13 protein-coding genes are annotated in these 19,968 nt (G+C 62.4%); 10 read left to right on the top strand and 3 right to left on the bottom strand.

The annotated features are described in order from the left end of the window. From ACODRZ_RS07275 to ACODRZ_RS07300, 6 genes are all read left to right on the top strand, one after another. On the top strand, positions 1-1,170 hold a 1,170-nt coding region (locus ACODRZ_RS07275), incomplete at its 5' end, for a type II secretion system protein GspD (RefSeq protein ID WP_488972795.1). A gap of 976 nt (positions 1,171-2,146) precedes the next feature. Then, the gene (locus ACODRZ_RS07280; protein WP_488972796.1) at positions 2,147-2,554 is read left to right on the top strand and encodes a DUF6980 family protein; all 408 of its coding nucleotides are present in this window, start codon (positions 2,147-2,149) and stop codon (positions 2,552-2,554) included. Between the two features lie 902 nt (positions 2,555-3,456). Then, entirely contained in the window at positions 3,457-8,520 is a 5,064-nt protein-coding gene (locus ACODRZ_RS07285; protein ID WP_488972797.1) for an Ig-like domain-containing protein, read from the top strand. 92 nt (positions 8,521-8,612) lie between these two features. After that, positions 8,613-9,791 (top strand): TolC family protein, encoded by a 1,179-nt coding sequence (locus ACODRZ_RS07290; RefSeq protein WP_488972798.1) that lies wholly within the window; start codon positions 8,613-8,615, stop codon positions 9,789-9,791. Positions 9,792-9,841: 50 nt separating this feature from the next. After that, positions 9,842-11,950 carry a type I secretion system permease/ATPase gene (locus ACODRZ_RS07295; protein ID WP_488972799.1) on the top strand — a complete coding sequence of 703 codons (2,109 nt, stop codon included), beginning with the start codon at positions 9,842-9,844 and terminating at the stop codon, positions 11,948-11,950. Beyond that, complete coding sequence (locus ACODRZ_RS07300; protein WP_488972800.1) at positions 11,940-13,130, top strand: beta-barrel domain-containing protein; 1,191 nt, start codon at positions 11,940-11,942, stop codon at positions 13,128-13,130. The genes ACODRZ_RS07295 and ACODRZ_RS07300 overlap by 11 nt, the downstream gene beginning before the upstream one ends. A gap of 3 nt (positions 13,131-13,133) precedes the next feature. On the opposite strand, the gene ACODRZ_RS07305 is transcribed toward ACODRZ_RS07300, so the two are convergent. Together ACODRZ_RS07305 and ACODRZ_RS07310 are read right to left on the bottom strand one after the other, a co-directional pair. After that, positions 13,134-14,666, bottom strand: coding sequence for an MFS transporter (locus ACODRZ_RS07305; protein ID WP_488972801.1), 1,533 nt, complete (start codon positions 14,664-14,666; stop codon positions 13,134-13,136). 207 nt (positions 14,667-14,873) lie between these two features. Then, positions 14,874-15,752: a pirin family protein gene (locus ACODRZ_RS07310; RefSeq protein ID WP_488972802.1), complete on the bottom strand. Its 879-nt coding sequence runs from the start codon at positions 15,750-15,752 to the stop codon at positions 14,874-14,876. 91 nt (positions 15,753-15,843) lie between these two features. Here ACODRZ_RS07310 and ACODRZ_RS07315 point away from each other — a divergent pair, with 91 nt between their 5' ends. Next, positions 15,844-16,734, top strand: a complete 891-nt coding sequence (locus ACODRZ_RS07315) for a Rossmann-like and DUF2520 domain-containing protein (RefSeq protein ID WP_488972803.1) — start codon at positions 15,844-15,846, stop codon at positions 16,732-16,734. On the opposite strand, the gene ACODRZ_RS07320 is transcribed toward ACODRZ_RS07315, so the two are convergent. Then, positions 16,721-18,358 carry a Na+/H+ antiporter gene (locus ACODRZ_RS07320; RefSeq protein WP_488972804.1) on the bottom strand — a complete coding sequence of 546 codons (1,638 nt, stop codon included), beginning with the start codon at positions 18,356-18,358 and terminating at the stop codon, positions 16,721-16,723. The two genes, ACODRZ_RS07315 and ACODRZ_RS07320, sit on opposite strands and share 14 nt — an antisense overlap. A 313-nt stretch (positions 18,359-18,671) precedes the next feature. Here ACODRZ_RS07320 and ACODRZ_RS07325 point away from each other — a divergent pair, with 313 nt between their 5' ends. Genes ACODRZ_RS07325 through ACODRZ_RS07335 form a run of 3 tightly spaced genes read left to right on the top strand, consistent with a single transcriptional unit; the run spans position 18,672 to position 19,944 of the window. After that, complete coding sequence (locus tag ACODRZ_RS07325; RefSeq protein ID WP_488972805.1) at positions 18,672-18,947, top strand: hypothetical protein; 276 nt, start codon at positions 18,672-18,674, stop codon at positions 18,945-18,947. Beyond that, entirely contained in the window at positions 18,944-19,384 is a 441-nt protein-coding gene (locus ACODRZ_RS07330) for a periplasmic heavy metal sensor (RefSeq protein WP_488972806.1), read from the top strand. The genes ACODRZ_RS07325 and ACODRZ_RS07330 overlap by 4 nt, the downstream gene beginning before the upstream one ends. Next, on the top strand, positions 19,381-19,944 hold the full coding sequence (locus ACODRZ_RS07335) for an RNA polymerase sigma factor (RefSeq protein WP_488972807.1): 564 nt from the start codon (positions 19,381-19,383) through the stop codon (positions 19,942-19,944). The genes ACODRZ_RS07330 and ACODRZ_RS07335 overlap by 4 nt, the downstream gene beginning before the upstream one ends. Positions 19,945-19,968 lie beyond the last annotated feature (24 nt).

Genomic DNA, 19,968 nt, shown 5'->3' on the forward strand with positions numbered 1-19,968 from the left:
AAACGGCGAAACCGGGGCCAATGGCGGGCTCTGCCAAGCCTTTTTCCGCAGCCTGGTAAGCCGCTCTCTGCCGGTCCCGGCGATCCCAGCATGCAGTTTGCCGGTGCGCCCTCCATGCCGAATATGCCGTCAGCGTCATATACTGCGCCCGTATCAGCCGCACTGGATCGCATTGCGCCTTCCGATCACGTCGCGCCGTCCAGTCCCATGACTGCCATTGCCGATGAACCGCCGCAGACGGTCGCAATTGTCGAGCCGGCGCACCTTTCACCGGTCGATCTGGCGGACATTCTCCGTTCGGTGCTCCCCGGTCTGTCGATGGCCGTCCGTGAGAACAGCGCGCCGCAGTCGCAAAAGATCGTGGATCGCCTCGCGCCCTCGGTCCTCGTGCTGTCGGGATCAAAGCGCGATGTTTCAATGGCGGCCCAGCTCGTGCGCTCGGTCGACAAGCCCCGGCCATCCGTCTCGATCCGCGCTGTGCTGTTCGAGGTCCGTACCAGCAAGGCCCGTGGCTCTGCGCTCTCTGTTCTCTCGGACGTACTGGGAGGGCGTCTAGGGCTCGGCATCAACTCCACTGGTGGAGGCGGCGACCACTTCGTGAAAATCGCTACAGGGGGCGTTTCCGCCGTCCTCTCGGCCGTTCGAACCGATGGACGCTTTCAGGTGGTGGCCGAACCGTCGCTTTCCGCTCTCTCTGGCGCCACCGCCTCGATCAACTCCGGGTCACAGGTCCCGACCATCGGCGAGGTCACCTATACCGAGAATGGGGCACCCATCCGCTCGGTCGTCTACCGTGACAGCGGCGTCTCCCTCACCGTCTCGCCCACCGTGCGCCGAGGTGAAATCGAACTGTCCGTGCTTCAGGAGCGCTCCACGTTCTCGCGCACCGAAACCGGCGTGAACGACACTCCGACGCTCAACAAGTCGTCGGCTTCGTCCACTGTCGCCATCGCTCCCGGCGAAACCATCGCTATCGCCGGTCTGGACGAACGATCCGACAACAGCACGCGCGACGGCTTCCTAGGCGGGCTTCTCGGATCTCGGCAGCGGGACACCGGAACCTCACAACTACTCCTGCTTGTCCAAGCCGATTTGACAGAGGGCGCAAGAAACGGTGAAGCGGCCATAAAAATCTTGGAAACTGAGGAGACTAGCCCTGACGAGGCGTAAACGTGGGTCGTCCCGATTTTTTGCCGTTTGCGGCGCAGCACCGAATACCGATGAACCAGCATCAAAGCCCAAGTGGCGCCAACATCAATACATCTGCGGTAATGGGAAGTGGGGGCGTAGGGCCAAGCCGAAGAAGTTTTTGACCGCCGAATCGGCTGAGGAATATATCGCCGTCAATGCCGCTCGTTGGGCTCGTGACGGGGTGACCCCATATGTTTCCCGCGTTCTCTGCCTCGTGCCTTATACCACATGGTGGCGACCGCTCATTGACCTTGAGTGGAATGCAGGGTTTCTCCGGGAGCATAAATGGCGGGAAATAGGGGAGTGATCGAGAAAAGCTGCCTTTCGGCACACGCCCCATTGCGGCCATTGTCTGCCGGACATAAGTTCGGGCCATGGCCGAACATGAAATAGCTTTGCAGACGCGTTTTTGGCGGCTTCAGCCTAGATGGCTCAAACTTACCATGATTTGCATCGGGCTTCCCGCGTGGTGCATTTTCGCAGTCTTTGGAATTTTTTGGGGCGAACTCAATTCGCCCGTAGTCCATGTGGCTATCGCTGTGTTCGTGAGCATCGGCTTGCTGGAATTGGCCTTCGTGGCGAAGGCACTTTGGCGTCAGGACCTGTAGGTCCGCTTTCCACCCCTTTTGGCCGCTCTTTCAGCCCGGAGCCGCGCCTGAAAGCCGACACTGCCCCCGCGTCTAGTTCGGGGGTGTTGGGGGCAGAGCCCCTGACGGATAGCCCCCTTCATACTTCTGTTCGTATTAGCCCCTCTCGGCCCTGCATCGGCCCTGAGGGGCTTTCTGCATAGCCGCCGCCCGCCAGCCGGTAGCCCATTTTGTTCTTTGTTGTTGTTCCTCGATCTATTCGGCCGAGGCGCGGCGCGTGCGCCTGGTCACGCCGCAGCGAGCGGAGCGAGCGAGGACGTGACCAAGCGCACAGAGGCGCAGCGCCCCATGTGCATGGTCCAATAACCATGCACATTTGTCTCAAAAATGAGACTCGCTCCACGCGCAACGCCCTTAAAACCGCCATTGCACCAATATGGTTCATAACGGGCAGGGCGGTCTGTACGGACAAGGGAAGGGGGCGTCTGTGCGAGCGGATAGGCGGGGGATGCGAATTTCCGCTCACGCCCCCTTGTGGTCATTCGCTAGATGTGAAATCCATCGGCATCGCCAAGCATTGCTGTGAAATGATGCGCTCCAATGTCGAGAACGGTTGCGACGATCATGACGATCGCTTTGATTGCCCAGACTGCCTGATCGACTATTCCGATCAAGGAGATAGTTACGGGTTGATCATTCACGACGGTGGAAGCTCAACGATCACAATTTCTTATTGCCCATGGTGTGGGGCTAAGTTGCCAAACGGATTGGATTAGGTCCGCAATCCACCCCTTTCGGACTCTCTCGCGGCAGGGATTGAGAAGGTTTAAAAATCTGAAACCCTCATTGTGACTCTTTCTCCCTCGTCTACACTGACGAAAGGGGATTGCGTCTGCACGGACTTTCAACCAACGTTGCTGCACAGACGGAGGGTTCGGTGCCGAGGCAGTCTAAGCTACCAATTGAGGCTTACATAGCCGAAACCGGTGGTGATCGCCGTGCGGTCTATGATCGCAAGATGCGCCGAGAGGGGAATACGCGCGTGGGAGTATGGGTGCCCGAGGGTTTGGCTTCAGAGGTTCGTAACCTTTGTTTGGGCCTTGTCCACTCGGACGATCCGCTTCGCTACCTGACTACGCTTCGCGACCTCGCGGCTTCAGTTCGCAGCGAAAATGCGCTAAAGACTGCTGCCGGTGAGAACGTTCAGCCATGATGGTAGACTTTCTCACGGTGGAAATGCCCGATCCGTTTGGTTTTAACATAAACGGCGGAGAAGTCCTTAAGGTCGGTGTGGACGGCGTCGTCGAATGGTCGACACTGTGTAAGAAAACCGTGAAGGGCTCATGGGATAGCAGCCTCACAATACGGAACGTTGCTGACTGCGGTTACGTAGGTGATGAGGATGATAATGTATCTTATGTAAAATAATAGTCGAGGTACATTGGCATATGTGCGCGCGCATCGACATGCCAAATTTCGCATAGGGAAACACGTGCCGCAGAGGAACTGCATCCGTTATCGACCTCGATAGCGCGCCAAACTTTCCCTAAGTCTCGAAGGCATTTGGTTCCCGACCAACTCCCTCGAAATCGGAGGGAAACGCAATTGGCGAATCCCGACACGCCTTTATGCCGAACTTCGTCCGGACAGCCGGCACGCTCTTCGCGGGAGGTGAACAATGCCTATTGAGGCCAAGATCTCGTCGGACCTGTCCGGCATTCGCTTCGCCCCTATCCAGACCGTAGAGAGTTCGATTTCAGTAGCCGCCGGCAGCAACGTCGCCCTGAACCTCGCGCCTGAGACAGTTGCGGGCTACAGCCGTGAAGGCACAGACTTGCTGGTGCACTTGCGAACCGGCGAAGTGCTCAGGATCGCCAACTTCTACGTGGACCCGTCGAAACTCTCGCAGCTCATGCTGGTCCAGGAAAATCATCTGGTCACTGCTGACGTAGCGCAAATATCCGGAGGTGCGCTCGCATCGCCTGCCTATGTGCCGATGGACGCCATGGCCGGGTTCACCACTTCCGCAGGGACCGAAGCCACCGGCGCGGCGGCTGCGGGCATGGCCTCCGGCGGAGGGTTGGGCGCGGGCATTATAATTCCCCTCGCGGCCCTCGGCGGAGGTGGGCTCATGGCCGTTGCCGCCGGAAGTGGAGGAGGAGGCGGCGGCGACAACGACGATGGTGGTGGTGTACCGACGACACCGCCCGACACGACGGCACCAAATGCGCCGACCAATCTGGCGATTTCCCCGGAAGGGGATAGCCTTGCAGGCCGTGCCGAGGCTGGCGCTACGGTTCTCGTCGATACCGATGGCAATGGTACTGCCAACTACACCACAACCGTGGCAACAGACGGCACCTTCACGGTTGCCCTATCACCGGCGCTCGTCAATGCGGAGATCATCAGCGTAACCGTCCGGGATGGCGTTGGAAATACCGGCCCTGCGGCAGTTGCAGTCGCTCCGGACCTAACGCCGCCAGAAGCGGCCACCCAGCTGAGCATCGCGACTGACGGCACCGGCATGACGGGCACTGGTGAGGCTGGCGCAACCGTGTCGGTCGATGTCGATGCCGACGGCAACCCCGATTACACCACAACGGTCGCGGTCGATGGAACGTTCTCGATCCTTTTCGCCAATCCCCTAAACGATGGCCAGTCTATAGCGGTCACGATCTCAGATGCCGCCGGCAACGAAAGTATCGTGGCGACCGCTCAAGCACCAGACCTGAGCCCTCCCCCGGCGACCGCTCCCAGCGTCGATCCCACCAACGGGAGCGCCCTGACAGGCGCCGCCGAGAGTGGCGTTGCCGTTATCCTGACGAATGCTGCAGGCCAAACCATAGGCCAGAGCACCATCGCGCCAGATGGAACATGGTCGTTCACTCCGCAGCCAGCCCTCCCCGACGGCACGGTAATAAATGTTTCGGCCATCAATGCGCAGGGGCAGGCAGGTCCCGCAGCAAATGTCACGGTCGATGCCGTCGCACCCGATGCTCCAACCGTGTTCCCGAGCAGCGGCGCCGGGATCGATGGCACCGCGGAAGCTGGCGCCACGGTTCTCGTCGTGGATAACAACGGTGCGCCGCTCGGCCAGACAGTTGCAGACCCGACCGGGAGCTGGTCCATCACACCTGACAGCCCGATCGCCGATGGAACCATGATCAAGGTCATCGCGCGGGACGCCTCGGGAAATGACAGCCTGCCATCCTTTATCACAGTGGATGCAGTAGCGCCTTCGCCTCCCACCGTGGCGCCGCCCAGTGCGACTGCCGTATCCGGCAATGCGGAGCCCAATTCGATCGTGACCCTCTCCGACAACCTCGGAAATCTGATCGGCGAGGTCGATGTGGATGCCAACGGCGTCTGGACCTTCGCGCCGTCGTCTCCGCTGGCGGATGGAACTACCATAGTCGCAGTCGCCAAAGATGCTGCAGGCAATATCAGCCCATCGACCAGTGCCACGGTCGATGCCACCGTTCCTGAGGCTCCCGGCATGGCGCCTTCCAGCGGCGCAATCATCTTCGGCACCGGTGAAGCCGATGCTACGGTGATCCTGACCGATGGGAATGGCAACGCAATCGGTCAGACGGTCGTGAGTCCCGATGGAACCTGGGACTTCGTACCGGCATCTCCACTGGCAGACGGCACGGTCGTCAATGCCGTGGTTCGCGATGCAGCCGGAAACCTCAGTGCCTCCGATACCATCGTCATCGACGCTTCCTCGCCCGGAGCACCTGAAATCGCGCCGACCAGCGGCGTTGAAATAACCGGCACTTCGGAAGCTGGCGCCATCATCTTCCTGGTCAACGGCAATGGCGATCCGATCGGCCAGACCGTCGCCGACGGCAATGGTGGCTGGAGCTTCACCCCCGAAATGCCTCTACCTGACGGCACGGCCGTCAGCGCCGTTGCCCAGGACGCTGCAGGCAATGCCAGCCCTCCTGCCACCACCACGGTTGACGGCATTGCGCCTAACGCACCAGACATCGACGTGACTAACGGAAACGAAGTCACCGGCACGGCGGAACCGAACTCGAGCCTCATGCTCGTCGATGGCAACGGCAATTCCATCGGTGAAACTACCGTCGATGGTGACGGGAACTGGAGCTTCACACCCGACATGCCCTTGCCTGACGGCACTGTCGTCCTCGCAACGGCCCGGGACGCGGCGGGCAACGTCAGTCCCCAATCGAATACTACGGTGGATTCCTCTGCCCCCGCGGCCCCGACCATCGATCCCACCAATGGTTCGGTGGTCACCGGTACGGCCGAGCCGAATTCGACCGTGGTGCTGATGGATGGCACCGGAAATACATTTGCCGCATTCACGCCGCAGTCGAGCGCCCGCAGCTTCACGGTATTCTCGGCCTCGTCAGCCGTTCCTGACCTTGGTTTGCCACTTGGCGAAGTCACGGCGGATGCGCAAGGGAACTGGACTTTCACTCCCCTGCTCCCCTTGCCTGACGGCACGGTGGTCGTCGCCGTATCGGTCGACGCGGCGGGTAACGTGAGTGGCCCGGTCAGCACCACCGTTGACGGCGTGCCTCCGGCCATCCCGACCATCGATCCCACGACCGGTCTGCTGCTGGAAGGCACCGCCGAACCGGGAGTGACGCTTTTCCTGAGTGACCCACTTGGCAACCCGATCGGCGAAACTTCGGCGGACGATGATGGCAACTGGGTTTTCGTACCCAACCTTGCCTTGCCGCACGATACCATCGTCGAAGTCGTTGCGGTCGATGCGGCGGGAAATACCAGCCTCCCGGCCAGCGCCACAGTCGATGCCATTGCGCCCATCGCACCGATCGTCGAGCCCAGCAGCGGCGGAATCCTCGCCGGAACAGCAGAGCCCGGAACGACCGTCATCCTCACGGACGGTTTCGGCATCCCCCTTGGTGAAGCCATAGTCGATGACAATGGTGTCTGGAGCTTCACGCCAACGATGCCCCTGCCTGACGCGACGGTAGTAGAAGCAATAGCTGTCGATGCGGCCGGCAATACAAGTCTGGCGGCCACGATCACGGTCGACGCGCTTTCCCCGGACAGCCCGGTTCTGACGCTGGTGTCAGGGGGCGAGTTGCTGCTCATATCAGCGGAGCCGGACAGCACGGTCCGGATCGTGATCGATGGCGACACCGCCAATCCGTTAGTCGTCACGGTCGATGGCAACGGCGAATTCAGCTTGCCCTTGCTCACGCCGCTGATCTCCAACGAGACGGTGAGCGCTGTCGCCATCGATGCCACAGGGAATGAAAGCGCGCCGACCATCCTGATCGCGCCGGACATAGCACCTTTGACGATTGCCGTGATCGAAGCGGACGACGGCTACATCAATGCGAACGAAGCTGCCGACGGGGTCCAGGTAGACGTGGCGCTCAGGCCTACGATGCAAGTCGGGCAACAAGTCACTGCCACGCTGAACGGCCCCGGCGGATATCAGGCCCAGACGACCCACGTTCTGTCTGCCGGTGATATATTGGCCGGCATCGTCGTTCTCACCATCGCACCCGGAGGCGGGTTCCCCGATGGTGCGTCAAGCGTGTCGGCCAGCATTGGAGGAGGAGATGAATCCTCTCCCGTCAACTTCGTGATCGATACCTCTCCTCCTGCTACACCGGTGCTGTCGCTGCTTGCCAGCGCCCTAACCATATCCGCAGATCCCGGCACGCAACTGACGGTCACGGCAATCGTGGGCGGGTTGACGACAGACACCGTCGTCACGGCGGGGAACAACGGCCTGACTTCGCTCAACCTGCTTACCGACCTTGGCGTTCGGCTCGACTGGGCGCAATTGCTGGACGCTCAGGTGTCGGTCACCGGCGTAGACCCCGCGGGTAACACAAGCAACGTCGCGACGATCGCTGTTGCACCCAACATCGAAGCTCCCCCGACTATCGGAGGCTTCGGTCTTGCCTTCAGCCTCAACCCCCTCAACCTGCAATTCGGCGTGAGCGGTACGACGGAACCGAATTCCACCGTGGTCATCCGGGTTGTCACTCCCGCTTTGAATGTCGAATTGCTGCCCCTGACGGCTGACAACAGCGGCCATTTCACACTCAATCTGCTCAGTCCCACCATCCTGACGCAGTTGGGTCTGAACGTTACCGATGTCCTCAATCTCGGCTCCCAGATATCGCTGGGGATGGTCGCGACTGACCCCCAGGGCCACGAGAGCGCCATTTACGGCCTCTCCCTCAGTCCCAATGGTCTGTCGCTCAACCTGGGGCAAGTCGATGTGAACGGTTCGCCGGGCGACGACATCATGTCTGGCACCACCGGGGCAGAGCACATCAACGGCAACAGCGGCAATGACCTTGTCCTCAATGTGGGCGCCGGTGATTCCGTGCTGACGGGGCCGGGCCATGATACCGTCGATGTGTTGGCAACCAACTTTTCGACCATCAATGGCGGTGCGGGCTTCGATACCATTCTGCTCGGCAACGGCATCGACCTCGATTACGGCGCGCCAGGCGTGGGAACCCTTGCCGGCATCGAGCGCATAGATCTCGGTTCAGGCGACAGCGGCAGTGTACTGACGCTCACGGCCTCCGAAGTCAGCGCGATTACCGATACAAGCCATGTCCTGCAGATCACCGGCGAGTCCAACGACGTTTTGAACATCACAGGCGCGGTCAATACCGGATCGACGCAGACAATCGATGGCCTCGTATATGATGTCTATGCGTTCGGGGTGAACACTGTTCTGGTCGAAGACAATACCATTCAGGTCATCGTGTGAGGGCAGCGTGGGGAAGCCGCGCGGATGTTCTGTTCATTATTGGCACGATCGCTTCATTGGTCCTCGGCTCTCCCCCCAAACCCGCGCGGGCCATGACCGTGGAGGAAGCTGTGGCCGCAGCGATTGCAAAGGACCCGACGATGTCTGCCGCCAAGTCGGAGGTAAAGGCCGCGCATACCGATGTGAGAGCGGCACGAGCGGGATATCTTCCTTCGATCTCCGCATCCGGTGGTCCGCAGGAATTGTCGCCAGACGAATGGGCCTATGAAGTGACCGCTGCGCAGATGGTCCATGACTGGGGACAGACGCGCAGCAGGATCGACAGCGCGCGTGCAACCGAGCGGCAGCGCCACGCGGAATGGTCGATCGCTCGCGACGAAGCAGCGCGCGACGTGATCGAAATCTATCTCGACGTTGTGCTGGCCCGACTGCAACGCGACGTCGATCTTGCCCAGATATCGACACTGGAAGACCTCTCGCACATGACGGCAATGCGGGCAGACAGCGGATACGCTGACCGCAGCGAGCCGGATCGGACACAGCTTGAACTGGCGCGGGCGCGTCAAAGGCTGGCCAGCGATGACGGTCAGGCCGGCAACGCCGAAGCCCAGTTCGAAACACTCGTCGGCGCACTGCCAGAACACCTGGAACAGCCCACCCCGGAGTCGATGGTCAAACGTCTTGAGGCGCAGGATATCGATGCGCTGATCGACGAGGCACCGGTCTATCTCAAGGCGCTGGAGGACACGCACTATGCCCGTGCCCAGTTCGACGATGCACGTTCTGCGATATTGCCGCGCGTGAACCTGGAAGCGACGGCCCTCAGCCGCGAGATCGGCGGCAGAATGGCCAGCGACGCGGTCGTCGCCCTGCGCCTGCGCATGACGCCGATGCAAGGGCTTTCTTCCTTCGATCGCGCCGATGCAGCACGGGAAAGAGTGAATGCCGCGCAGTTGAAAGAAGCTGCGGTGCGGCGTGATATCGCCCGCGAACTGCGAAACATGACGACGACCGCAGCTGCGCTCGAACAACAGGCGCAGGCGCTGCGCGCTCAGGTGGCCGACGCCGGCAACCTGAGCGGCCTCTATCGTGAACAATTCGAGGTCGGGCGGCGGGACATCGTCGATCTGGTCACGATACAGCGCGAACATTTCGATGCGCGGCGATCGCTCAATGAGGTCACACTACAGACGGTGAGGATCCAATACCGGATAGCCGCCCAGCTAGGGAGGCTTTCAGACCTCATCGCATTGCCCCGGGATCTGCCGTGACCAACGCGGCATCCCATCACTTCGGGCCATCAGTGCGTAGGCAGGACCCCTTGCGCGAAGGCCTCGTGCTCCTAGCGGCAATGCTGGGGCGGCACACCAGCGCGACCGAACTGGGAGACGGGATGCCGCTGGTCGACGGCGGATTGCCTCTGGACATGGTGCCTCGCGCCATGCGTCGGCTCGACATGGCCGCGCAAGTCCGGCGGTGCAATCTCGACCTGCCCGATTATCTGCTGCCGGCACTGCTGGTTCTCAATGACGGTAACAGCGTGGTCTTTTCGGCGCTGAAGGGCGACATGGCTGTGTTGCGGTTGCCCCATGCGGACGGTGGCACCCAGAGCATGCCGGTAGGCGAACTGGCGCGTCTGTATGCAGGCGTGGCGATCTTCGCCAAGCCCCGCTTCAAGTCCGAGCCCAAAGCCGGCGTTCTCACGACCACCGATGGCCGGCACTGGTTTTTCGGAGCCTTGAGGAAGTACCGCCGTGCCTATCTGGAAGTGGCGCTCGGCGCGATGATGGCCAACCTGCTTGCCATCGCAACGGCCCTTTTCGCCATGCAGGTCTATGACCGGGTCGTACCCAATTCGGCTTTCGACACCTTATGGATATTGGCGAGCGGCGTCGTCATTGCCATCGTCCTGGAGGCCGTGCTGCGGTACATGCGCGGGCACCTTCTCGACGCGATGGGCAAGAGCCTCGACCTCGGCCTGTCGACGCAGTTGTTCGCACGGGTGCTGCAGACACGGCTTTCGGCCCGGCCCGCATCGTTAGGCGCCTTCACCAGCCAAATCCGCGAGTTCGAAGGCGTTCGCGAATTTTTCACCTCGTCGAGCGCCGCTATCGTGAGCGACCTTCCCTTCACCCTCATATTTCTGGCTATCATCGCATTGATCGGCGGACCGGTCGTGCTGGTTCCGATCGCCGCGATCGTGCTGATGGTGTTCCCCAGCCTGCTCATGCAGCGTCGCCTTGCAGGCCTCTCGCGCCGAAACCTGCGCGAAGGCGCGATCAAGAACAGCATCCTGATCGAGGCAGTGGAAAACCTGGAGGCGATCAAGGCGGGGCACGGCGAAGGACGGGCCATGCAGCTTTGGGAAACGCTGACCGCACAACTGGCGGAAACCGCCCGGCACAGCCATTCCCTGTCGAGTGCGCTGACCTACGGTGCAGGGATGGTGCAACAGTTCTGTTATGTCGGCATCGTAGCGTTCGGCGTGTACCGCATCGGCGAAGGCGCGATGACCGTCGGCGCGCTGGTGGCATGCTCGCTCCTCGGGGCGAGAGCCGTTGCGCCGATGTCGCAGGCCGCGGGCATACTGGCGAGGTGGCAGCATACCCGTGTTGCCCTGGAGGGACTCGATCAACTCATGGCCGCACCGGTCGAACGGCCGAAGGATCGCGCATTCGTCCGCGTGGAACGGCTACGCGGACAGTTCGTGCTTGCTGACGCCACGGTTCGATACGACGATGGAGCCCCGGTGGTAAACGTCGGCACACTCACGATCGCCGCCGGAGAGAAGGTCGCGATACTGGGAGGGAATGGCGCCGGGAAATCCACTCTGCTGCGCCTGTTGTCCGGCCTTGGCGACGTCTCCTCGGGCACGATCATGCTCGACGGGGTGAACCTCACGCAAATCGACCCGTCCGATCGGCGATCTGCCGTCGGCTTCCTGCCACAAGACGTTGCCATAATGCAGGGAACCTTGCGCGAAAATCTCAATCTCGAAGGGCGGGCCATATCGGACGCCGAGATGTTCGCCGTACTGGATGACGTGGGGCTCGGCCGTTTCGTGCGAGCGAATGCGATGGGGCTGGACATGCCTCTGCTTGGCAGTCGCAGCCTGTCGGGCGGACAACGTCAGGCCGTGGGGCTAGCCCGGGTGATCCTGCAGGATCCGCAAATCGTACTGCTGGACGAAGCGACCGCTTCTTTCGATCAGGCGGCAGAGGACCACGTTGTCGCTCGGCTGCGGGCCTGGCTGGGCGATCGCACGCTTGTCCTGACGACGCACAAGCGCTCGATGCTGGCGCTGGTCGAACGTGTCATCGTCATGCGCGATGGCGCGGTTGTGATGGACGGACCGGTCGGCAACGTCGTCTCCGGCAATCAGGTAAAGGCGCCCGAACCTGGGGCGGCAGGGGCGGCACATGGCGGTTGATGGCTTCTCCGCGCAAGGGTTGCATCGCGAACTCGGCGATCCTTTCCGAACCGGCACGCATCCCCTGTTTCGTCCGCTTTTGTGGACGGTGATGGCGAGTATCGTCATTGCGATCCTCTGGGCGGCCTTCGCGCGCGTCGATGAAGTCACACGCGGCGAAGGGCGAGTGGTGCCAGTCAGTCGCATGCAGAAGATCCAGAGCCTGGAGGGTGGCATCCTGGCGGATCTTCTGGTCAGCGAGGGCGATATCGTCGTGCGCGGACAGCCTCTTGTCCGCCTCGATCCTACGCATTTCCGGACTTCCTACGAGGAATCCGCCAATCAGGCAGCCGTTCTGAAGGCCGCCTTAGCCCGACTGCAGGCAGAGGTCCTGGGCAGGAGTTCGATCAACTTTCCTCGCGAGATCGCCCCCGATAGCGCTCTGGCACGGTCAGAGCGCGAATTGTTCGGTTCCCGACGCGGCAAGATGGAGGAAGGGCGACGAACCTTGCAGCAGCAGATCAGCATAGCCCGAGGCCAACTGGCCATCGTGCAACCGCTGACCGCGCGAAAGGTCGTCAGCGAGATGGAAGCGCTCAAGCTGCGGCAGGATATCGCAACCTATACGGGCAAGCTGGTCGAACTTGAAAATACTTATGCTCAGGAGGCCTATACCGAACTGGCGAACAAACAGGCCGAACTGAGCGCCATCACTCCCATCGTCCAGCAGCGTGACGACCAGTTGCGGCGCACCGAAATTCGCTCACCCGTGCGCGGGCGCATCAATACCGTGCTCATCAATACGCGCGGAGGTGTCGTTCAACCCGGGGAGCCGATCATGGAGGTTACTCCCATCGAAGATCGGCTGCTCATCGAAGCGCGCGTGCGTCCGCGCGACGTGGCGTTTCTCGTCCCCGGCATGCCGGCGAAGGTCAAGATCACCGCTTATGACTATACCGTCTATGGCGACCTTAACGGGCGGGTCGAGCGGATCAGCGCCGATACGATCGAGGAGGAAACCATACGAGGTAAGGAGGCCTACTATCAGGTGTTCGTCCGAACCGATGGCGCCCATCTCATGCGGGACGGCAGGGCGCTGCCTATCATCCCCGGGATGGTGGCCGAGGTCGACATACTCAATGGAAAGCGCAGTGTTCTCAATTATCTGCTGCACCCTCTTCTGAAAGCGCGTTTGCATTGATCGTCAGGCGGCCGAGCGCTGTTCCTGCGATTCCCCCGCCTCTTCGGCGTGGCCGCTGATCTCCGCGCCCGCGTCACTGGCGAAACGCAGGTTCCAGAACGTAGCGGTAAGCGAGATCGCGGTAACGACCCAGAACGCCACCGAGAAATCCCGCAAGGTCGGTGCCGAATTGCCGTTAGCGAGCATGGCGAGGTGCAGCGCCATCGCCGCGACGCAGATGCCCAGAGACAACATCAGCTGCTGGAACGTCGAATAGAATGCGGTTGCCCGGCTCATGTGCTGCTTGTCGACGCCGTCGTAGGCAATCGTGTTGTATGCCGTGAACTGGAAGGACATGAAGAAGCCGCACAGAATCAGCACAGCGAACATGGCCCAGGTCGGCCAGGCAGGGCCGAACAGCCCGCAGATAGCATAGCCTCCGGTAGCGATGATGCCATTCCAGATCAGTGCGCGACGAAAGCCGAAACGGCGTAGCACCCGCTGCGCAAAGCTCTTCATGGCCAGTGAGCCGATGGCCGTGGCGACGGTGATCGTGCCGCTCTTGGCCGCCGTGAAGCCGAGCCCCACCTGCATCATCAGCGGCAACAGGAAGGGTTGAGCGCCTTGCGTGATGCGCGTGATCGACCCCGCGATGACGGACAGCCGAAACGTCGGATCCCGCAGCAGACCGAGATCGAGGATGGCGCCTTCACGGTTGCGGGCGTGGCGGACGTAGAGAATGCCTGAGATCAGTCCCACGCCGACCAGGGCTGCCGCCATCGCGCCCTCGCCCGGACGGCTGACCATCTCGAAACCGAACAACAGACAGCCCAGCGACAGGCCGCTCAGGATGAAGCCGGGCGTGTCGAAACGGCCGGGATCATCCTCGCGGATGTTGGCGATATAGCGGCCGACGAGCCAGAAGCCCAGGACGCCCATCGGCAGGTTGATGTAGAATATCCAGCGCCAGTCCAGATAGGTCACGATGAACCCGCCCAGCGGCGGCCCCAGTATCGGGCCGATCAGGGCGGGCACCAGCAGCCAGGACATCGCATTGACCATGTCGCGCTTGGCAACCGATCGCAGGAGCACCAATCGCCCGACCGGGATCATCATCGCCCCGCCCATGCCTTGCAGGAAGCGCGACGCGACAATCATCTCCAGCGAGCGCGATTGTCCGCAAGCCAGGCTGCCCAGCACGAACAGCAGGATGGCACTGCGAAAGATCGTCCGAGAGCCGAAGCGGTCCGCCAGCGATCCGGATGCCGGAATGAAGATCGCGAGTGCGAGCAGATAGGACGTCAGCGCGACGCTCATTTCCTGCGGACGAACGGCGAAGTCTTTCGCCATCGTCGGCAGCGCCGTGGCGAGCACGGTCGCATCGACGAATTCCATGAACAGTGCCGAAGCGATGATAAGCGCTATGAAACGGTAGTTTGCGCCCGACTCCGCAGGTCCTTCATCACGTGTCTTCACCAGCGCGCCCGCGGCGGGAACGATCCCGTCGCGCACTTCGGCATTGACCGAGGCGATACCGCGCCGCCGCGGCCTCAGCATGGGACCAGGGGGCAGCGGGCGAGAAGATACATGTTCAGCTTTCCGGGTTACGGACGAATGGGGCTCTCCCGTCCAAGGGCCGTCCATCGTAACGCGGGCGTACCGGAGTTGCCTATATAGGTGCGGCGCGGCATATTGGAACCCCCGGTGTTCCGGAATGAACCGCAGGCAGCCGTATCAGGACATCGTTGGCGGTTTCAGCGTCGGCTATTTCAGAAACGGGTCATCCGGCAGAGGAATGAACTCCTGATCGTCCGCGTCCGGAAGTTTCATGCGACCGGCCTTCCAATCCTCCGCCGCTTGCCGGAGGCGGTCTTTGGAAGATGAAACGAAGTTCCAGTAGAGGAAACGTTCGCCAAGCGGCTCGCCGCCCAGCACCATTACCGTCGATCCGGTCGCGGCGACGACGCTGGATACGTCGGCACCCAGGATCAGCATCTGGCCGGCCTCGTACCGGGTGCCATCGACTTCGACCGTTCCGGTGGCGACATAGACCGCCCGCTCGGCATGACCCGAAGGGACTTCCGCCCTCGCCCCGGCATCGAGATCGAGATGCGCGTAGAACAGTGGCGAATGCGTTCGAGCCGCCGCAGTCAGACCATAAGCGCTGCCGGCGATGAGCTGGCCGCGTACCCCCGCCTCGCTCCATTGCGGAAGGTCGTCACCGGCATGGTGCGAGAATGAGGGAGCGACCTCCTCGTCGCCTTCCGGCAAGGCCACCCATGCCTGGATGCCGTGCAGATGGTCGCCGATGGCGCGCGCCTTTTCGAAGCGTTCACTATGCGTGATCCCGCTGCCTGCGGTCATCCAGTTCACTTCCTGCGGGCGGATCGCCTGATGCGAACCGACGCTGTCGCGGTGAACGATCTCTCCGGAGAACAGGTACGTCACCGTCGACAGGCCGATATGCGGGTGCGGCCGCACGTCCAGGCTGCGGTCCGCGCCGGCCGCTACGTCGAGCGGACCCATATGGTCGAAGAACACGAACGGGCCGACCATGCGCCGCTTGGCGAAAGGCAGCACCCGTCCCACGTCCAGACCGCCGCCGAGGCTGCGCCGCCGTTGCTCGATCACCATCTCGATCATGTCGTCTCGCCCGTTCGTTTCCTTGCCCGGCCAGCTATGCGGGATTGCCCAAGGTCGTGCAACTTGCGAAGCGAAGCGCTAGGCAGCGGTCATGACTGTCACGTCCATCGCCGAGCGCATCGGCATCATCGGAACCGGGCGCGTCGCGCGCGCCTTTGCCCTGGGGCTGCGCGACCGTTCGCGCCAGCCCTTGCTGATATGGGGGCGCACGCCTGCCCGCGTCATCGATGTAGTGCGGGAAGTCGGGAGATGCGCTGCCGCCGAAGACCTGCAGGCTCTGGCCACGAGCTGCGACGCCATCGTCATCGCCGTTGCTGACGACGCGATCGCACCGCTGGCGGCCGAGCTGGTGCAATGCCCCCTGCCCGCAGCGTCTTTCATCTGCCACCTCAGCGGCGGCAGCGGGACGGCTCCCCTGTCCTGCCTGGAGACCATCGGCGCCCGGACTGCGGCGGTCCACCCCGCGATGACATTTACCGGCGACCCGCATACCGAGGTCGCGCGCATGGCACAGGCTCACTTCGCGGTGACGGGATCCATTCCGGCTGCCACTGCCGCCGGAATGGCCCTCGTCCGCGCTCTTGACGGGAATGGCATCGAGGTCGCCGAGGAGCACCGACCGCTGTACCATGCCGCCTTGTGCCATGCGGCCAACCATCTGGTCACTCTCGTCGCCGGCTCCGCCGATGCCCTGCGGCGGACCGGCATCGACGAGCCTGGTGCGTTTCTTGCTCCGCTTGCCCGTGCGGCGCTGGAGAACAGTCTGGGCAATGGCATGGCGGCGCTCTCCGGCCCCGTCCTGCGAGGCGATGCCGGAACCATCGCCAGCCATTTTCGCGCCATCGCCGCGGAGGATCCCGCGTTGATGGCGCCCTACCGAGCCATGGCTCTGGCAACGCTTGATGCCCTTGGCGAACGGCGCCCGCCTGCGAGCGAGGAACTGGAGAAGCTCCTCGCGCCCGGCAGGGTTAAGCCCCGCTAGAAAAACGGGCTTCGGACAAATCGAGTTCGCGCGTGAGTTTGCGAGCCGTCTCGCTGCTGATGCTTCTGGCGCGCAGCATCCGCGACAGCGCCGCCCGCTCTGCGCGGACCCCGACGAGGCGGAAATCGCGGAGCAGCTTGTCTCCGGTCTTCGCCTCGGCCGACTGGCGCTCGCTCAGGCCTTCGATACGTTCGCGGTAGAGGGTCATCACCTGGCCGCCGGCGTCGGCGAAGATATCGGCCTCGCCATGACTTTCGGCGAGAGCGTGCTGATGCCGCTCGATGGCCTGTATCGCGGCTTCTGCGACCGCGATCCTGGTGGAGTCCTCCTCCGTCTGACGGGCTGGTTCGGGGGGCATGGCAAGGCCCTTCAGCAGAAACGGCAGGGCAATGCTTGCCAGAACCAGCGAGACCACGATCACGCCGGCTGCGAGGAAGATCGCGAGATCGCGGGTCGGGAACGGCGTCCCGTCGTTCAGCGTCAGAGGCAGGGTCAACACGCCGGCGAGCGTGATGGCACCGCGCACGCCCGCTACCGAGGTCGCCGCGATCAGCCGCCAGTCGGGCGTCTGCACGCCGACGCCACGCTTGGCCTTGCGCAGGATCGTCAGCTTGAGCGATGCCCACACCCATACGAAGCGCAGGGTCGCAAGGCCTGCGACGATCGCAAGCGTGTAGATCGCAAGCCACCACGCCTCGCTATGCCCGGTCACCGCGACGGTCTGGCGGGCACCGGCGAGGATGCCCGGCATCTGCTCGCCCAGCAGCACGAAGATGATGCCGTTCAAAGTGAACTGGATCATGTCCCACACCGAATTGCGGCGCATGCGGGTCACCGCGAGTGCCTGCCGCGAAATCTCCGCATAGGTCATCGTCACGCCCGCGCTGACTGCCGCGAGAATGCCGGAAGCATGGAAATGCTCGGCCAGCAGGTAGGAGCCGAAGGGGATCAGCAGGCTGACGAGGATCTGGGAGCCCGTGTCCTCTCCCCAGCGCTTCGTCACCCAGGCCTTCACGCGGGTGACCACCAGCGTCACCACGACGCCGATGACAAGCCCGCCGCCTGCCACCCACAGGAAGTTCAGCGCCGCGCTGCCCGCCGAGAAGGTACCGGTCAGCGCCGCGGCTACCGCGAAGCGCAGGCACACGAGGCCGGAAGCGTCGTTGAGCAGGGATTCACCCTCAAGGATGTGCATCATGCGCTTGGGGATCGGCACGCGGGCAGCGATGGCCGAAACAGCGATAGGATCGGTCGGCGAGACGACGGCGGCGAGCGCAAAGGCCACCGCGAGCGGCATCGCCGGGATCATCCAGTGGATCAGGAAGCCCATCCCGATCACGGTCATGAGCACGAGGCCGAGCGCAAGCTCAACCACGGTCGAGGCGTCCTTGAACAGTTCGTCCTTGGGGATGCGCCAGCCGTCAAGGAACAACAGCGGAGGCAGAAACAGGAAAAGAAACAGTTCCGGATCAAGTTCGACCCGATGCGAAGTGGACATTCCGATCACGCCGCCCAGCACGATCTGCACCAGCGGCGTGGGTATCGAGAACGGCATCATCCTCGCAACGGCGCCGCTGACGACGACCGCCAGCAGCAGGAAAAGTACGATCGAAACTGTCTCCAAAACCTCACTCCATATGACTACCCGTGCAGTCTAGGAGGCAGAATGCCGGAGGGGCAACCCGCTAATTGCAAAAAAGGCAATTAATTCGAGCCGATCCGTAGGCTCAGGCCCACGATCGCCAAACAATTTGATGTTGGTCCTGGCATCACTTCGATAGCGGCCAAGGAAGCGCTGCGATCGGCTGCCTGCAGCGTGGGCCCGTAGAGGTAATAGGCCGGAGACGGCGCACACGCCTCATCCTCCTGAAATATCCTGCCGAGGGTTTTCGTCTTACCCTGCGTATGCCAACGCAAGGATGGTCGGAGTAACGAGCATGGATTTGGACATTGCGCTGAAGCGCCTGAAGGAATTGCCGGTCGATCCGCAATTGATCGGGATGGAAGACGCCGTCCTCGCCGCCGTCAACGCTGCTGCCGATGGTGACGCTGCGCTTTCGCGCGGGACCGTCGGTATCGCCGCTTGCCTGGCGCTGGCCATCGGTGTGCTCGGATCGGCCATCCCGGGAGGTGCGGAAACATCGGCCTCGGCCGCGCCTATCGCCACAGTTCCAGCACTGGCTCCCTCGTCGCTGCTCGGTGGAAGCGAATGAGCCGGATACAGGGATATCTGCTGGTGGCCGGAATCGCATTTCTCGCCGCGTTGGCGGGTGTGCTGGTTGGCCGAACCTATATACCCCAGTCCTCGCCGGTGGAAACCGAACTTCATGCATTCCTGCATCACGACCTTGGCCTCGACGAGGCGCAACATGCGAGGATGGAGGAGATCGAACAGCGTTTTATGGTGCGCAAGCAGGCACTTGAACTGGAAATGCGCGCCGACAACGCACGCCTTGCCGACGCCATAGAGACCGAGCATGGCTATGGCCCCGCCGTCGCGACCGCAGTCGATCGCTCGCACAAGGCGATGGGGCAATTGCAGAAGGAGACGCTGGAGCATGTGTTTGCCATGCGGGCAATCCTGAAACCGGGGCAGGTCGCCAAGTTCGATGCCGCCGTGGTCAAGGCGCTCACGGCAAAGGAACGGTGAGCCTCGATCTGTCCGACTGCTCCGACGGTGAACTGGCGGCGCTGGCGCTGGCCGGACGACAGGCGGCCTATTCCATGCTGATGCAGCGTCATCGCGACGTCGTATACCGGATCCTGCGCGGACTGGTGGGCGATGGCGATGCCGCTCTGGAACTGACGCAGCAAGCCTTCATCGCCGCTTTTGGCGCTCTCAAGCGCTTTGACGGCGATCGGCCGTTCCAGGCCTGGATTGCACGGATAGCGGTCAACAAGGCGCGCGACTGGGCGCGGCGACGCAAGGTACGCCGCTTCTTTACTTTCGCCCGGCCGATCGATGAAGCCCTGACGATTGCAGATCCGGCTGCCGGAAGCGACCTGATGCTGGCCGATCGGGCCGAGTTGCAGCGTGCGATGACCGCCATCGCGCAACTTTCACCGGGCCTGAAGGACGTGCTCGTCCTGCGCACGATCGAAGGGATGAGCCAGGCCGAAACCGCAGAGATCCTGGGAATCAGCGCAAAGGCGGTCGAGACACGGCTCTATCGCGCCCGCATGAAATTGCATGAAATGTTGAGGGATTGAGCGCGATCCCGCGTATCTGCTTCA

Source organism: Novosphingobium sp. FG90 (genome assembly GCF_057808725.1).

What these genes read in the sequence shown, in the direction of transcription:
- ACODRZ_RS07280 (WP_488972796.1), top strand. Translation starts at nt 2,147, where the DNA reads ATGCACATTTGTCTCAAAAATGAGACTCGCTCCACGCGCAACGCCCTT.
- ACODRZ_RS07285 (WP_488972797.1), top strand. Translation starts at nt 3,457, where the DNA reads ATGCCTATTGAGGCCAAGATCTCGTCGGACCTGTCCGGCATTCGCTTC.
- ACODRZ_RS07290 (WP_488972798.1), top strand. Translation starts at nt 8,613, where the DNA reads ATGACCGTGGAGGAAGCTGTGGCCGCAGCGATTGCAAAGGACCCGACG.
- ACODRZ_RS07300 (WP_488972800.1), top strand. Translation starts at nt 11,940, where the DNA reads ATGGCGGTTGATGGCTTCTCCGCGCAAGGGTTGCATCGCGAACTCGGC.
- ACODRZ_RS07305 (WP_488972801.1), bottom strand. Translation starts at nt 14,666, where the DNA reads ATGCTGAGGCCGCGGCGGCGCGGTATCGCCTCGGTCAATGCCGAAGTG.
- ACODRZ_RS07310 (WP_488972802.1), bottom strand. Translation starts at nt 15,752, where the DNA reads ATGATCGAGATGGTGATCGAGCAACGGCGGCGCAGCCTCGGCGGCGGT.
- ACODRZ_RS07315 (WP_488972803.1), top strand. Translation starts at nt 15,844, where the DNA reads ATGACTGTCACGTCCATCGCCGAGCGCATCGGCATCATCGGAACCGGG.
- ACODRZ_RS07325 (WP_488972805.1), top strand. Translation starts at nt 18,672, where the DNA reads ATGGATTTGGACATTGCGCTGAAGCGCCTGAAGGAATTGCCGGTCGAT.
- ACODRZ_RS07330 (WP_488972806.1), top strand. Translation starts at nt 18,944, where the DNA reads ATGAGCCGGATACAGGGATATCTGCTGGTGGCCGGAATCGCATTTCTC.